Source organism: Paraburkholderia rhynchosiae (genome assembly GCF_002879865.1).
Classification (GTDB): Bacteria; Pseudomonadota; Gammaproteobacteria; order Burkholderiales; family Burkholderiaceae; genus Paraburkholderia; species Paraburkholderia rhynchosiae.
This window is the reverse complement of the sequence record NZ_PNXY01000023.1, coordinates 33,412-47,859: the sequence shown is the minus strand read 5'-3', so window position 1 is coordinate 47,859 and position 14,448 is coordinate 33,412. Positions and strand designations below refer to the sequence as shown.

Sequence of the window (14,448 nt, the reverse complement as noted above, 5' to 3'; positions counted from 1 at the left end):
GCTTGGCTGTTGCGCTGCAATCCATCACGCCCCCAACACGGTACGGATGGCCCACAATTCGGGGAAGAAGCGATGCTCGACGACGTGTTTAAGCCAGCCCACACCCGCCGATCCGCCCGTGCCCGGTTTGAAGCCGAGAATACGTTCGACCGACGTGAAATGGCGCCACCGATACTGCGAGAACAGGTTGGCGATTTCTATGAGACCTTCGCCCAGCATGTAGAGATCGTTATCCGGCATCGGATCGCTATAGACCTCGAGCCACGCTTTCTCGACCTCGGGGTTCGACGTGTAGGTCTCGGACCAGTCCCGCTGTAGCGCATTGGCGGGAATCGAAATCCCACGACGATGCAGCAGTGCGAGTACATCGTCATAGAGGCTCGGCGCATTCAGGGATCCCTCCAGTTGCGGATAGACATCCGGATTGTTCGCATGAGCCTGCGCGAGGCGCACGGACTTGTTGCCGAGAATGAATTCAACGTGCCGATACATGTACGACTGCTGCCCTGACGAAACGCCGAGACAGTCGCGGAATTCGTTGAAGCCGCTGGTCGTGATAGTCGAGAGCACGTCCCACGTCTTGACGAGGTATTCAAAAAGACGCTTGATTCTGGGCACTAACGCGAGCGCGCCGGCCACGTCGTCGGACTTGATGCGCAACTGCATGTTGTAGGCTTCATAGTGAATCGCCTTGAACGTAAGTTCCTTGCATTGCGTCATCAGGATAAACACCATCTCGTCATGGCCTTCGCTGCGCATATGCTGGATGCTCAGCAGCAGGTCGTTGCGGTGATAGTCGATGAATGGGTTGCTCTTGCCTCCGAATGCAATCAACGGTTCGCCCGACGTGGTCTTGACCGTTTCTTCCCGGCTTTCGTTTGTAGAGGTCGACACGTCTTTGACGAGCGACAGTTCGAGAACGGGGTTTCGCACTTCAGGGATGACGCGCTTGCGTGGTCTATTCATGATTTGTCTCTCGAGTAATTGAAGGGTGTCGATGCCGGGCTGGTTCGTTGGGCTCGATAGGTCGAACAGAATGTCGAAGTGGTTTCGATTGGCGACTTCGTACTGGGAGACCTGACCACCGGACTGCGAAATAGCGGCCGCATAGTCGCGGCTCTGTTGTTTGAACGCGAGCGTTTCATGTTCGCCCCAACAGACGACCGTAGGAACAGCGACTCGAAGAGCAAGCAACTGCGGACTCATGGCGGCCGCGCTTTCAAGATCCAGTCCCAGCGGGTTGTTGATATAGGTGGTCACGAGCGGACGCAAGTCGTAGATGCCCGAGATGAGGATGGCGCCACTGAATGGTGCGTCGTTCAGTCCGTGAGCGTGCCAGTCGGTGGACATCAGCATCGCCGCGAGATGCGCGCCGGCGGAACTGCCGGCAATGACAATTCGTGCGTGCGGTCTGAAGGTGGCCAAAGAAACCAGGGCTTTCACGCATTGAGCGACGATGGTCGGCACCGTCGCATTCGGGGCCAACGTGTAGTTCACGGCCGCGTAGGCGCAGCCTCGTGACAGAAGCGAGTCCGCGGGAAAGCACGACACGTCGGCAGAAAGCTCTTGCCAGTAGCCGCCGTGAAAAAAGACCAGCATCGGCGCATACGGCACTTCTGGTGGTTCCAGAATGATCGAGTATTCGTCGGGACTTTCACCATAGGGCACGCGCATCGCTTTGGCATGCTGAAGCGTCCTCTGGCTGCTTGCCCCGTACTCCGCGATGACTTCGCGATAATTGGTTGCGACTGATCTCGGCGAGTACGCCAAGTCAAGATCGTCAGGCTTTAATTCGTTGCACATGATCGCTCCCAGACCTGAGGACATTGTAGGAATGGCAGCGAGATCGGTTTTTTCTATCTTTGTCTGCTGACTAGCCGATATCGGCAAGAAATTTCGCTTATATTCGAGTAGAAGGTAAATCGTGTCTGGTTGAGGCGATGCCTCGCAAATCAATGGTGCTAACGGAGCCTCTCATGGACCAAGCCATGCTGTCGTCTGCCGATCGGGAAATACTCGCGTTCCTGCAGACAGACCCCCGGATCTCGATGGCCGCGCTCGCTGACAAGACGAACAGTTCTGTATCGCCGTGCTGGCGGCGCGTGAAGCGGATGGAAGAATCGGGTGTGATCGACGGCTACAGTCTGCTATTGAACCGCAAGGCGTTGGGGCTGGGGATAGACGCGTTCGTGTTCGTCAAAATCACGTCGCACCACGAGCGTGACGCGATCGAGTTCGAGCGCGCGTTGCAGGTCGTCGACCAGGTGATGTCTTGCTTCATCCTCTCAGGTGAGGAAGATTATCTGTTGCGCGTGGTCGCAACGGACCTGGACGCGTTCGCGAATTTCAGTCGGAAAGTGTTGGCGGCGTTGCCGCATGTGCGTGAGGTGAGAAGCGCGTTCGTCATGCATACAATCAAGGAGACGCACAGGCTGCCTCTATCGCTGTAGGCGGGCGTCTCCGGCGTGGGCGTTGGGCGCCGGCCCGGTGGACTCCCTGATCTCTAATAGCGCGCGCACTTCATGCCCGTGTTGCGGCCGCTTGCCGTCGAGTATGTCGAGAAGATGTTGCGCGGTCAGCCGTCCGATCTCGTAGGTGTCGACGCGCATTGTTGTCAGCGTGGGGCGAATCTCTTTCGAAATCTCCAGATCGTCGAAGCCCGTCACGGAGAGTTCGCCCGGAATCTCAATGCCCAGTTCTTCCGCTTCGCGCAGCACACCGAGCGCAATGTGATCGTTGCCGCAGATGATCGCGCTCGGCCGTTCGCACGGCGCTTGCCAGATTGAGCGCAGGCTGCGGCGCCCGAAGCCGATCGTCGATTCGCCTTCGCACACGTGTTCGGGGCGCACCGCGAGGCCGTGGCGCTCGAGCGTCGCGCGAATGGCTGCGACGCGTGCCTGCACGCGATCGTTATCGCGTGTCGGCTGAAGGCAGACGGCGAATGAGCGATGGCCGAGACCGATCAGATGCTCGGTCATCTGCACGTAGGCCGCGAAATTATCGAAGCCGATGCAATCGTGCGGACTGTCCTCGCGATATGCGTACGTCACCGCATACGGCACGCGATAGAGCCGCAACGCGTCGAATAGTTCGGGCGGATGAGCCTCGCCCACCACGGCCATTGCCTCGGCGCCGCGCGCGAGCATCGCCCGCACTTGTACCAGCGCTTGCGCGGGATCGTAGTTCGAGCAGCCGAGCACGAGTGTGATGCCGCGCGCCGCGAACGCAGCCTGCATGCCGCTCACCTGCGAGGCGAACACCTGGTCGTCGAGCGTTGGAATGATGATGCCGGCGATGTGGCTGCGCGTGGACGCGAGCGCGCGTCCCGCAGCATTGGGAAACCAGTTGAGCGTGACGGCGGCGTGCTCGACCCGCTCGCGCACGTTGGCGGACACTTTATCCGGCTCGTTATAGACACGCGATACCGTTGCTGTGGAGACTCCCGCGAGCTTGGCGACATCCGACAGCACGGTGCGGCCCGTGCTGCGGCGCGCACGGTTGGTCTGGGTTCGCACCGTAGGATCGGAGGCAGGCGAGGCGGGCGAATCAGGCGTGTCGGACATGAAATCGGAAAGCAAAGATGAAACTGGAAGCCTGACATCTTACCGCCGCATTCATCACGGCGTGATCGCGATGATCGAAGCCGGCAAGCGCTAGCGGCCCGAATTCAGCGCCGCGATGCGAGCGCGAAAATGCTCGGTGCCCGCGACGATCTTGTCGAGGATCGCATCGAGTGCCCAGAATCGTTCGCGCACGTCGTAGTCGATCACGCGGCAGCGAATCGAGCGGAATGTGCCGATGCGCTGGTGATAGATCTTTGCCAGTGCCGGATAGCCGAGCGATTCGGAGACGGCCGCGAGCACGAGGAACGTCGCGAGTTCATCCGCGAGAGCCGGGTCTTGGGCGGCGTCGTTGCGCAGCCATTTGTACAGGTCCGGATGGAAGTTCGTGAATACGCCGTTAAAACCCGCCGAGCCGGCTTTCATCGCGTCCCATGCGATTGCCGCGTTCGCGTTGAGAATCTTAAGCGGCGAGCCATCTGCGAGCGCGACGCGGCGCTTGACTGTCGCCAGATCGCAGCTCACGTCCTTCAGCATGATGAAGCGGCCGGTGTCGATGCACAGCTTTATTTCGTCATCCGAAAGAAGCCGACGATACGGCGCGGGACATTCGTAGAGGCCGAGCGGCACGTCGGACGGAAGACGCGCGAGCAGCCGCTCGAGATTCGCGGCGAACGCCCGCGTTCCCTCGCGAGCGGGATCGAGACGGTTCGTCACAAGTACGACGCCTTGCGCGCCCGTCGCCGCCGCGACGTTCAGCTCTTCTACTTGCGCGTCGGGATCGTCGCTGATGTGGCCGGACACCACGACCGGAATGCGGCCCGCCACTTTGTCGACGACGAAGCGTCCCAGCGCGCCGCGTTCGCCGAGCGTGAGGAACTGCATCTCACTCGACTGCGCGACGGCGAAGAGCGCGTCCGATCCGTTTGCGAGGTACCACTCGATAAGACGTTCGAGGCCGGCGTAGTCGATTGCGCCGGAATCGTCGAACGGCGTCAGCATCACGGGAACGATGCCTTCAATGCACAACGTGGGTTGCTTCGCGGCTGTCATGGATTTTGTGCTCCTGAAGAGAGTTCATTAGTCGGGGCGGACGCGCATGCGCTCACGCTGGCGCCTGCATGGCTTCGTTCGTGGCGGATTCGTCGGCGATCGGTTTGCGCACCAGCAGCAGGTAACTCATTGCGCCGATGAACGCGATGCCCGCGGCCGTCAGCAGTGCCGGCACGAACGACCACGTTTGCGCAATGTAGCCGGTGAGAATCGGCGCGAGCGCGCCGCCGAGAAAGCCGCCGAAGTTCTGTATCGCGCCGAGCGAGCCGACGCGGTTCGGCGGCGCGGCGGCCGTGGCAAGCGCCCATGAACTCGCGGACGCGGCGTTCGCGAGAAAGATCACGACGGAGATGCACACAATCGCAATCGTGTTGCTCTCGACGAGCGCGGCGGGAATCGTGAACGCAACCATGCCGAGCATTGCGATGACCACGGCATTGCGGCGACTAGCGACCGGGCTGGCGCTGTCACTCGTGATCAGATCGGAAAACCAGCCGGCCGTGAGCGACCCCACAAAGCCACAGAAAAACGGCACCGATGCCGCGATGCCGGTGTGCATCAGGCTCATGTGACGCTCCATCGTCAGATAGCCGGGCAGCCACGTGAGGTAGACCCAATTCAGATAGACGGAGCCGAAAAAGCCGATCAGCATGCCCCACGTCGTGCCATGCGAAAACAGCGAGCGCCAGTCGGCGAACGTGACGACGGGCGCGGGTTTCCTGTCGGCTTGATCGCCTTCCAGATAGCGGCGCTCGGTCTCGCTCATGGTTGCCTTGACCGGATCGCGATACACCGCGAACCATACCGCGGCGACGATCAAGCCCGCGATGCCCGTCACGATGAACGCCCAGCGCCAGTTGAAATGCACGACCAGCAACGACAGACAGAGCGGCGCGAGCGCCGTGCCGAGCGGTGACGCCGAGTTGAAGATGCCGGTCGGCTTGCCGCGCTCGCGCAGAGGGAACCAGTTGCTCACCACGCGTGCCGCCGACGGGAACTGGGGCGCTTCACCGATGCCGAGCAGAATCCGCGCAAGGATGAACCAGCCGAACGTCGAGACGAAGCCGCCGGCCGCTTGTGCGAGCGACCACACGATCAGCCCGATGCCCAGCAGCTTGCGCGGTCCGATCCGGTCGACGAGTCCGCCCACCGGCAACTGGAACAACGCGTAGCTCCACGAGAACGCCGAGAGCAGCAGTCCCATTTGCCCGAGCGACAGGCCCATGTCGTGACGGATCAGCGGATTGGCGACGGCGAGCGTCCCGCGGTCGAGATAGTTGACGATGCCGCTGACCATCAGCAGCGAGAGCGCCACGATCTGGGCGCGGCGGATTTTCGGCGGGGCCTGCTCGTGGTTCGGGATTGCGCTCATGATCGTTGTCTCCGTTTCATGTTTGCGTTTCGGTAAGCGGGCCACGCCGATGCGATGTCGGGCGGCCGGAGGCGCGCGTCGATTCGACGCGCGGTCGGTCGGGGTCTGCGCCGCTTGGGCATTGCGCCGGCGCGGTGGTGCGGTGGGGGGCGCCAGTTGCGTGGTGTGCGTGTTAGCGCTTACATTCGCACCGACGGGCGCTCCCGCTTACCGCATGTAGCTGGGTGCCGTTGTGCTTTGGACTCCATGATAGCGCTTACATTCTGTGATCGAGCCCGCAAAGGTGCAAGCTCAAAGAGCGGGTTGGCGGGTAAACACCGACGTTTCGGCCAAGCCATCGGCTAATGGAGGGGAACTGCCCACTGCGGGAATAATGGTTGCGCTACTGGTGGCGGGAGATGTTCCCATCCACCGGAGTCTCGTCATGCAAACCGATCCCACCATTGACCCCATAGCCGATCCCGCGAACGAACCGCTCGACGCGCCGGAAGAGCAGCCGCGTCCGCTGCCGGGAACGCCGCCCGAAACCGATCCGTTGGCGCCCGGCAGTTCCCCCGAGGATGAGGACGCGCTAGGGCGATCGCAGAACAAGTCATAACCTGAGCCATAAGAGCGGGCTGGCCGAAATTAGGGAAACTACGTGTGACAAAGCGCACGGCCGTGCCGTCAATGTAGTTGGAAGGCTGGTCGACGCATTGCCGTCCGCTTTCAGCACCGGGTTCGTCACGCGGCGCGCGGCGCCGCAATTCACCTCCGGACATGCCCGTGCTGAAGGCTTCACCCATCAGTCGTCGATACCAAACTGCGTATGCCGTACTTAACGCGGTGACCTGCCGCAATTCGACTCGGACCGCCTAAGGCGGTTTTTTTATTGCGCTAGAGCAATCCAAGCCGCGGGCTGATCTGCATTGTGAGGTAGCCGTTACTCGCGCTCGGTGATTGGAAGTCGGACTTGAGCGCCGCTTAATGCCGCGATAAACCAATGGCTCGAACAACTTCGATTAACGGGGCGACATTATCAAACCCGTTAAGTTCCCGTCTTTCGTAAATAAATTTATAACCGATCTGTAACGCAGAGAATTGCCTAATCATTAAGCGCTCCGGCCCTTCCGCAGCCCGAAGTCATCCGGTCCAGTTGCGTCTTCGGTATTACACGCTGTTGTAGATGCGCAACTTCATTTATTGAAAAGTTGCAAATAATTTATGTCCGGAGCAGGCGCACGGCCTGTCCCTCTTTCCATTAAATTTCCCAAAAACAAGTACTTAGCGGAAACCGCCGTTCGATTATTGTGAAATGCGAAAGACCGTGTTGCGTGAATTGCGGGCGCGGCTATTAGGGTGTCCACCTACACTCACGCTTCGTTTAGAGGGTGCCCGGCCGATCCACGATGGTTCGGCGACAAGGGCGGTGGCGCATTCGTGCGCTGTCGAGGCAGGTCTCGCTCCCCCGCGAAAATTTATCGAACAGGAGTCCCACGCATGAAAAAGAGTCTCATCGTTGTTGCGGTTGCCGCATCGTTCGCTTCCGTCGCTCACGCACAGAGCAGCGTCACCCTGTACGGTCTGCTGGACGCTGGCGTGACCTACACGAGCAACGTTGCTCACAACTCGAAGTGGGCAGCAGGCAGCGGCGGCATCGACCAAAGCCGTTTCGGTCTGCGCGGCTCGGAAGATCTGGGTGGCGGTCTGAAGGCAATCTTCACGTTGGAAAGCGGCTTTAACGTCAACAACGGCAGGTTCGCGAACAACAACGGCATGTTCAACCGTCAGGCGTTTGTCGGTCTGTCGAGCGCGCAATTCGGTACGGTCACGCTGGGCCGTCAATACGACGCAGCTCAAGACTACCTGGCACCGCTGACCGCAACGGGCAGCTGGGGCGGCACGTACTTCGCGCACCCGTTCAACAACGACAACCTCAACACGAACGGCGGCTTCGCAGTCAACAACTCGGTCAAGTACTCGAGCGCTAACTACGCCGGCTTCACGTTCGGCGGCACGTACGGCTTCTCGAACCAGGCTGGCGCATTCGCAAACAACCGTGAATACAGCGTTGGTGCTGCGTATCAGTGGCAAGGTCTGCATTTGGGCGCGGCTTACGCGCAGCAGAACAACCCGTTCGCAAACGCAAGCGGCGCTACGGACGGCTTGAACTCGCGCATCAGCGGCAATTTCCGTCAACGTGAGTTCGGCGCAGCTGCTTCGTATGCATTCGGCCCGGCTACCGTCGGTGCGGCATGGACGCAATCGCGTGCTGACAACGTTGTCGGCGCAGCGCCGGGTCAACGTGCAGGCCGCTCGAACAACTACGAAGTTAACGGCAAGTACAACGTGACGCCGGCTCTGGGCCTGGGCATCGCTTACACGTTCACGGACGCACGCGGTTACGGTGTGAACGCGGATGGCAACGATCTGAAGACCCGTTACCATCAGATCGGCCTGCAGGCTGACTACGCGCTGTCGCGTCGCACGGACGTCTACGCTCAAGCCGTGTACCAGCACGCAATGGGCGACGGCGGCGTCGCTTCGATCTACAGCGGCGACATCACGCAAGCTCCGTCGTCGTCGAAGAACCAGACGGCTGCTACGGTCGGTCTGCGTCACCGCTTCTAAGCTTCAGCAGAAGCTACTCGTTGCGCAAAAAGGTGCCGTTCGCGGCACCTTTTTTTATGCGCTGGAGAATCGGATGCAGACCGCGGTGCCTGTAGACATTGATTGCGCGAACGCTCCGGTTGCCAACCTTTAGCGCTCCGTCACGCGCGAGAGCGACGCGCGTACCGCCTGATGCCAGCGCCGCGCGATCACGCGCATTGCTCGACCCTGAACACCGCAACGGCTTCTCGCAGCTGTTGGGTCTGCTCATCCAGCGAACCGGCTGCGGCCGCGGCCTGCTCGACGAGTGCCGCATTGCGCTGCGTGACGTCGTCCATCTGGCGAATCGCGAGATTCACTTCACCGATGCCGGAACTCTGTTCCTTCGATGCCGCCGAAATTTCGTTCATGATCGCCGTGACGCGGCGCACGGCCTCTACCACTTCGCCGATCGTACTGCCGGCTTTACCGGCCAGCGTCGAACCCTCGCCGACCTGCTCGACCGACTGGTCGATCAGCACCTTGATCTCCTTGGCGGCGGTTGCGCTGCGTTGAGCGAGATTGCGGACTTCGCCCGCGACCACGGCGAAGCCACGGCCCTCCTCGCCGGCGCGTGCGGCTTCCACGGCTGCGTTGAGCGCGAGGATATTCGTCTGGAACGCGATGCCTTCGATCACGCTGATGATCTCGCCGATCTTGCGTGAACTATCCGTGATGCCGGCCATTTTTTCGACGACGTCATTGACGACCTCGCCGCCACGCGCGGCGATGCTCGATGCGTCTTTCGCCAATTTCGACGCAGTCGCAGCGTTATCGGCGTTCTGCGTCACGGTCTTGGTGAGTTCGTCCATGCTGGCAGCGGTTTGCTGCAACGACGCGGCCTGTTCTTCCGTACGGCTCGACAGGTCCAGGTTGCCTGCGGCAATTTCTTTCGAGGCGACCGTGATCGTTTCGGCCGAGTTCTTGATTCGCGCGACGGTGGCCGCGAGCTGATCGCGCATTTCGCGCAGCGAGAAGAGCAGGCTGGATGTGTCGTCGCGGCGTAAGTCGATAGGTGTGGCGAGATCGCCGCGAGCGATGCGCATGGCGATTGCGGCCGCCGCGGACGGTTCACCGCCGATCGAACGCGACACGTTGCGCACCACGCGCGATGCGACGAACGAGACGAACACGCCAAGCACCAGCAGCATGCCGCCAGAGCGCAGGAGTGTTAGGTAGAACTGTGCCTGAATGTCGTCCATGTAGGCGCCGGCTATGAAGTCCCAGTTCCACGGCGTAAAGCGCTTTACATAGCCGATTTTTTCGCTGGGTTTGGTCTGGCCGGGCTTCGGCCACCAGTACCGCAGGTAGCCTGAACCTGCCGCCGAGCTGCCGGCTGCGGCAATGTCGTGATATAGCGCATTGCCTCTGGCGTCGCGAAAGCCGCTCATCTCCTTGCCGTTGAGTTGCGGGCTCATTGGATGAGCGACCATCACCGAGTCGCCGCGCACGATCGTCACATAGCCCGATGCACCGTAACGCTGTGCATTGACGCGCGCGATGGCCTGCTGCTGTGCTTCGTCGACGGAAAGCTTGCCGGCGTTCGCCTGCTTCGCGTAGTCCGCGACGATCGAGGCCGCCATGTCGGTGACGTCGGCGAGCGCTGCGCGCCGTGCGTCCATCTGGGCGCCACGCGCTTCGAACGCGTTGACAACGGTCACGATCAGCAGCGCCACCCAGCAAAGCAGCAGGGGCACCCACAACTTCTGTTTCAGTGTCAGACGGTTCATTATCGGATTCGACAGTACGTTGGACGCGGAATAGGGCGCGGCTGGCAAGCGGCGCCCTGATTCGCATAACGGCTGTCGAAGCGGATTCTTTATCCGTGTGCCGAAAAGTCAGGCAGCGTAAAGAGCGGCCGCTGCGCGCGGCGCTCTTTTGCGTTGGCGCGAAAAATTCAGAACTTCGAACTTCGCGCACTCATTCAGGGCTTATTCAGCCTTCAACCGCGCGTATCGACCCACTCGCGTGCCCATTGCGCCGAATGCCGCAATGCCTGCTCTTCGTTGGTGAAGTAATCGAGCGAATAGAACTGGTAGCGCCCATCGGCACGCGCGCTGTCGGCGCGTTCGAGCAACAGGTTGGATGAAAACGTACCGTCGGGCAAACGATGCGCCGAAGGTTGGACGGCATAGCCGTTGTAGTGATGAATATGTTTGTTTTGCATTTTATATTTTAATAATGTACGAGTGCGGGCCTGCCGTGCGAACTTCCATGAGTCGCGCGGACGAGCCGATTCAAAGCCATTGCGAGCCGAATCTGAACGCAGCCGGAAAGCTAAAAATTGGCGTTGAAGCCGAGGGGAGAAGAATGAGGTGCAACGAGGCGTTTGGCGCTTGAGCGAGTTGCCTGAATACATGCAACTCAAAAGCGATCGCGCGCCAACTGTGGGAGACGAAGCTCCGCGAGGATGTCGCTGCAGCCCGATGTCCGTTGCCGGACATCGAGCCCTTCAAACTTACAGCGGCGTGATGTTAGCCGCTTGCAGACCCTTCGGGCCTTGCTTCGTTTCGAAGCTCACTTTCTGGTTTTCAGCGAGCGTCTTGAAGCCGTTGCCGCTGATTTCGGAGAAGTGCGCGAACAGGTCGTCGCCGCCCTTGTCCGGGGTGATGAAGCCAAAGCCTTTGCTGTCGTTGAACCACTTAACGGTACCGGTATCCATGAAGAATCCTTGAGGAATGAAATTGAAAATTTGCTCTGTAAAGGAGCGCTAGAAGCGTCAAGGAGGGAGAGGACAACGAATACCGCTGAGGAGCGAGACATTGATGAACAGCAATCGAACTTCTTGAACTTCGGGTGCCACAGTAACCGCTATGGCGTATCAGCGTCAACACTTAACTTGTAACTGTCCGGCTGGAGGGCCGGCGTTCAGCGTGGCGGCGGCTTTGCATGCGGCCCTGTTTCGCGGCTTGCCGTGCTGCGTGTCGTACCTCGACTCAGGGCAAGCCGCTCGTGCGACGGCCGTTTCAGATCCCCACTTTGTGCGCGGTCAGCACCAGACGCAATCCAAGGGCGGCAACTGCGCTCGCTGCAACGCGATCGATCCAGGCCTTCCATTGCAGATAGATTTCGCGCGGCCGCTTGCTGGAAAAGCACAGTGCGACGATCGTGTACCAGCCCGCTTCGATGGCAAAGATCGCAGGTGGCAGCGCGAAATAGCACCACAGCGATGGATGTTGTGGCAGAAGCGCCGCGAAGATACTGCCGTAGTAGACCGCTGTCTTCGGATTGCTGAGTTGCGTGCTGAGGCCACTCCAGAAAGATTTACGCGGATTCGTAAGGACGGTTTGGGTGGCGTCGAATGCGAGCGGTTTGGCGGCGCCGCGCCAGATCTTCGACGCCAGATAAATCAGGTAAAGTCCGCCGGCCACTTTCAGGCCGATATAAAGCCATTCAACTGTGGCAAGCAGCGTGTACAAGCCGAGCAACGCAATGCCGCTAAAGAACACGCCGCCGATACCCATGCCGAGCGCGGTCGCGAGCCCGTCGCCGCGCGACAAACCGATCGCATTGCGCGCGACGATGACGAAGCTCGGTCCAGGACTCATTGCCCCCAATAACAGCGCTGTAAGAATGGTGATGATGGCAGTTGAGGCTGGCATGGTTGTGTCTCCTGTCTACTGCAATGAGTAGTCGACGTGATTGAAACATGGCATGAGAGTAGAGGCTCCGGCTTCGGCTTTATTGCATCCTTCTTCCGATGATGATACTCGTAAAGCAATAGCGAATAAGAAGCCTGGCAATGCAAACATGCACGCCCGCTGAAGGCGAAATAACTTGAATGCTAGAATCGCCTTCCATACGCTGAAGCTGCCTTGGAGCACCGAGGCACGCGGGTGCCATTCGATCATTCGCGGCGAATTCCCCTAAATCCAGGATTTGTTGGGCATGATTTCCCGATGTGCTTTTGTGCTTTTGTGCTTTTGTGCTTTTGTGCTTTTGTGCTTTTGTGCTTTTGTGCTTTTGTGCTTTTGTGCATCGGGACATCGGGAAAGTCGCCGCATGTTCTGCTTGCACCTGGCCCATGCAAATCATGCGCGAGTCCGCATAGGCTCCGCGTTCTTTTGCGAAGCTTTTTATTTCCACCGCGAGCATTATTAGCCGCGACACCGGTACGTTATGAAAGAGCGAGAAGAACAACTGCTGCTCGACCTCGACGGCAATGCGCGTGAGCGCCTGATTGTGTGGATACGCCGACGCATGGACGAATACGGCATTACGATGGATGCGCTCTCCGACGCGATCCAGGCAGATGCCGCAGCGACGCGAGCCGTCATGTATCGCGACGCCTACGGTAATAAGTGGGACGGGCATGGCGATAAGCCGGACTGGCTCGCTCGCGCGATTTACGCGGGGCAAAACATCGACCACTTCCGCTGCTGAGAAGGAAGCAATTGCAGCGCGTATGCCGGTTGTCGTTCAGCCGGCGTGGACCTTTGCCGTTGATCGTGCGCGCGATCTCCCTTAATATCCATGGGTCACTGCCGACGCCGCGCCCGATCGATTCTCCTCACTACGAGCGCACGCGGCACAGAATTGGAAGCTGCATGCCGTACCGTCGACCAACTCCTTCATCATCAACCCCTGCTTATCGTTTCTCTGCGTGGCTCCGCTATATCGCGGTGTTTGGCCTGTTGTGGCTGAACGTCGGCTGGTCATTCGGCGCGGCTCACGAGCCTGTGCGGCATTCGTCGGTTCGCGCGACTCATGTTTCGCCGCCCGCGAGCCACACCTCCAAAGCGAAACCGCGAACAGCGAGCAAAGCGAAGAAAATCACTACGGAGAAGGCCCAGCGCCGTGTGGCGCACAAGCGCAAGCATGTCACCGAGGATGAGCGCTCCCTGCATGTCAGCAAGCGCGCGCCCACATCGCGCCGCCAGGCCGCACGCATTGCACGTGAGCCGCGCGGCCAGAGACGTTCTGCCGGACTGGCGGCAAATCGCAACCGGCAGCCTGCGCCGACGCCGCATACGGCCGTAAAAGATGCGGCAAACGCGGCAAACGCGACACATGCTGTGCATGCGAGGCACGCAGGGCTTCGCCTGTTGCCGCGTTGCGGATATACGCCAAAGTCACGCGCATTGCTCTCTGCGCGCTCGGTCTATGTCGTGGATGAACGAACGCAGACCGTGCTCACCGAAAAGCAGGCCGATCGGGTGATGCCGATTGCTTCGATATCCAAACTAATGACGGCCGTCGTATCGCTCGATACGAAACACGCATTGAATGCGCCGCTCAACGTCACCGTTCAGGATCAGGATTTCGACAAGTTCACCGGCTCGCGTCTGGGCGTCGGTTCTGTTCTGTCGCGCCACGACATGCTGCACATTGCGCTGATGTCGTCGGAGAATCGCGCGGCTGCCGCGTTGAGCCGTGATTACGCGGGCGGGCGGCCGGGATTTGTCGCCGCGATGAATGCGAAGGCGCGCGCGCTCGGCATGCGGCATACGTCGTTCGTGAATGGCACGGGATTGTCGCCGCACAACGTTTCGACGGCGCGTGACTTGGCCCGGCTCGTGGCGGCGGCGAGCCGCTATCCGTTGATTCGCGCTTATTCGACGGACCGCGATCAGTGGGTGTTTCCTGGCGGCCGCCGCGCACGTCTGAGTTATCACAACTCGAATGCGCTCGTGAGGGGCGGCGACCGGTCCATCGTGTTGCAGAAAACCGGCTATATCAACGAGGCCGGACACTGTGTCGTCGTGCGAATGATGGTGCACGGCAGGCCGATCGACATCGTCGTGCTGGGTGCGCCAGGTCCGCGCGATCACATTGCGGACGTCGCCAGAATCAGCCGTTGGCTGCGTTGCTCGTTGACGTAAGCGAATGTCGGCG

The 14,448-nt window shown here is 60.1% G+C and carries 14 protein-coding genes; 5 read left to right on the top strand and 9 right to left on the bottom strand.

Annotation, left to right across the window (positions count from 1 at the left end):
- Window positions 1-24 precede the first annotated feature (24 nt).
- A complete protein-coding gene (locus C0Z16_RS26415) occupies window positions 25-1,668 on the bottom strand; it encodes a tryptophan 2,3-dioxygenase family protein (RefSeq protein WP_158244523.1) in 1,644 nt (547 codons plus the stop codon).
- Window positions 1,669-1,976: 308 nt separating this feature from the next.
- Between C0Z16_RS26415 and C0Z16_RS26410 the strand changes: the two genes are divergently transcribed.
- Window positions 1,977-2,450, top strand: a complete 474-nt coding sequence (locus C0Z16_RS26410) for an Lrp/AsnC family transcriptional regulator (protein ID WP_102635014.1) — start codon at window positions 1,977-1,979, stop codon at window positions 2,448-2,450.
- Here the strand turns inward: C0Z16_RS26410 and C0Z16_RS26405 are convergent.
- From C0Z16_RS26405 to C0Z16_RS26395, 3 genes are all read right to left on the bottom strand, one after another.
- Window positions 2,439-3,563, bottom strand: a complete 1,125-nt coding sequence (locus tag C0Z16_RS26405; protein WP_244201368.1) for a LacI family DNA-binding transcriptional regulator — start codon at window positions 3,561-3,563, stop codon at window positions 2,439-2,441. The two genes, C0Z16_RS26410 and C0Z16_RS26405, sit on opposite strands and share 12 nt — an antisense overlap.
- A 90-nt stretch (window positions 3,564-3,653) precedes the next feature.
- On the bottom strand, window positions 3,654-4,613 hold the full coding sequence (locus C0Z16_RS26400; protein WP_102635013.1) for a dihydrodipicolinate synthase family protein: 960 nt from the start codon (window positions 4,611-4,613) through the stop codon (window positions 3,654-3,656).
- A 52-nt stretch (window positions 4,614-4,665) separates the two neighbouring features.
- Window positions 4,666-5,985, bottom strand: coding sequence for an MFS transporter (locus C0Z16_RS26395; protein ID WP_102635012.1), 1,320 nt, complete (start codon window positions 5,983-5,985; stop codon window positions 4,666-4,668).
- Between the two features lie 424 nt (window positions 5,986-6,409).
- Between C0Z16_RS26395 and C0Z16_RS38260 the strand changes: the two genes are divergently transcribed.
- Window positions 6,410-6,583: a hypothetical protein gene (locus C0Z16_RS38260; RefSeq protein WP_167403561.1), complete on the top strand. Its 174-nt coding sequence runs from the start codon at window positions 6,410-6,412 to the stop codon at window positions 6,581-6,583.
- A gap of 881 nt (window positions 6,584-7,464) precedes the next feature.
- Window positions 7,465-8,595: a porin gene (locus C0Z16_RS26390; protein ID WP_102635011.1), complete on the top strand. Its 1,131-nt coding sequence runs from the start codon at window positions 7,465-7,467 to the stop codon at window positions 8,593-8,595.
- 188 nt (window positions 8,596-8,783) lie between these two features.
- On the opposite strand, the gene C0Z16_RS26385 is transcribed toward C0Z16_RS26390, so the two are convergent.
- From C0Z16_RS26385 to C0Z16_RS37505, 5 genes are all read right to left on the bottom strand, one after another.
- A complete protein-coding gene (locus C0Z16_RS26385) occupies window positions 8,784-10,343 on the bottom strand; it encodes a methyl-accepting chemotaxis protein (protein WP_102635010.1) in 1,560 nt (519 codons plus the stop codon).
- Between the two features lie 212 nt (window positions 10,344-10,555).
- Window positions 10,556-10,780, bottom strand: coding sequence for a hypothetical protein (locus C0Z16_RS26380; protein WP_102635009.1), 225 nt, complete (start codon window positions 10,778-10,780; stop codon window positions 10,556-10,558).
- 291 nt (window positions 10,781-11,071) lie between these two features.
- Window positions 11,072-11,275, bottom strand: coding sequence for a cold-shock protein (locus C0Z16_RS26375; protein WP_006047703.1), 204 nt, complete (start codon window positions 11,273-11,275; stop codon window positions 11,072-11,074).
- Between the two features lie 304 nt (window positions 11,276-11,579).
- Entirely contained in the window at window positions 11,580-12,215 is a 636-nt protein-coding gene (locus C0Z16_RS26370) for a LysE family translocator (protein ID WP_102635008.1), read from the bottom strand.
- A 79-nt stretch (window positions 12,216-12,294) separates the two neighbouring features.
- Window positions 12,295-12,708 carry a hypothetical protein gene (locus C0Z16_RS37505; protein ID WP_146014354.1) on the bottom strand — a complete coding sequence of 138 codons (414 nt, stop codon included), beginning with the start codon at window positions 12,706-12,708 and terminating at the stop codon, window positions 12,295-12,297.
- Between the two features lie 24 nt (window positions 12,709-12,732).
- On the opposite strand from C0Z16_RS37505, the gene C0Z16_RS26365 reads away from it, so the two are divergent.
- Complete coding sequence (locus tag C0Z16_RS26365) at window positions 12,733-12,996, top strand: H-NS family nucleoid-associated regulatory protein (protein WP_102635007.1); 264 nt, start codon at window positions 12,733-12,735, stop codon at window positions 12,994-12,996.
- Between the two features lie 164 nt (window positions 12,997-13,160).
- On the top strand, window positions 13,161-14,435 hold the full coding sequence (locus tag C0Z16_RS26360; RefSeq protein ID WP_102635006.1) for a serine hydrolase: 1,275 nt from the start codon (window positions 13,161-13,163) through the stop codon (window positions 14,433-14,435).
- Window positions 14,436-14,448: the final 13 nt, after the last annotated feature.

Coding starts and splice junctions, on each gene's coding strand:
- C0Z16_RS26385 (WP_102635010.1), bottom strand. CDS start 10,343: ATGAACCGTCTGACACTGAAACAGAAGTTGTGGGTGCCCCTGCTGCTT.
- C0Z16_RS26390 (WP_102635011.1), top strand. CDS start 7,465: ATGAAAAAGAGTCTCATCGTTGTTGCGGTTGCCGCATCGTTCGCTTCC.
- C0Z16_RS26365 (WP_102635007.1), top strand. CDS start 12,733: ATGAAAGAGCGAGAAGAACAACTGCTGCTCGACCTCGACGGCAATGCG.
- C0Z16_RS26395 (WP_102635012.1), bottom strand. CDS start 5,985: ATGAGCGCAATCCCGAACCACGAGCAGGCCCCGCCGAAAATCCGCCGC.
- C0Z16_RS26410 (WP_102635014.1), top strand. CDS start 1,977: ATGGACCAAGCCATGCTGTCGTCTGCCGATCGGGAAATACTCGCGTTC.
- C0Z16_RS26400 (WP_102635013.1), bottom strand. CDS start 4,613: ATGACAGCCGCGAAGCAACCCACGTTGTGCATTGAAGGCATCGTTCCC.
- C0Z16_RS26405 (WP_244201368.1), bottom strand. CDS start 3,563: ATGTCCGACACGCCTGATTCGCCCGCCTCGCCTGCCTCCGATCCTACG.
- C0Z16_RS26360 (WP_102635006.1), top strand. CDS start 13,161: ATGCCGTACCGTCGACCAACTCCTTCATCATCAACCCCTGCTTATCGT.
- C0Z16_RS26380 (WP_102635009.1), bottom strand. CDS start 10,780: ATGCAAAACAAACATATTCATCACTACAACGGCTATGCCGTCCAACCT.
- C0Z16_RS37505 (WP_146014354.1), bottom strand. CDS start 12,708: ATGCTCGCGGTGGAAATAAAAAGCTTCGCAAAAGAACGCGGAGCCTAT.
- C0Z16_RS26375 (WP_006047703.1), bottom strand. CDS start 11,275: ATGGATACCGGTACCGTTAAGTGGTTCAACGACAGCAAAGGCTTTGGC.
- C0Z16_RS38260 (WP_167403561.1), top strand. CDS start 6,410: ATGCAAACCGATCCCACCATTGACCCCATAGCCGATCCCGCGAACGAA.
- C0Z16_RS26370 (WP_102635008.1), bottom strand. CDS start 12,215: ATGCCAGCCTCAACTGCCATCATCACCATTCTTACAGCGCTGTTATTG.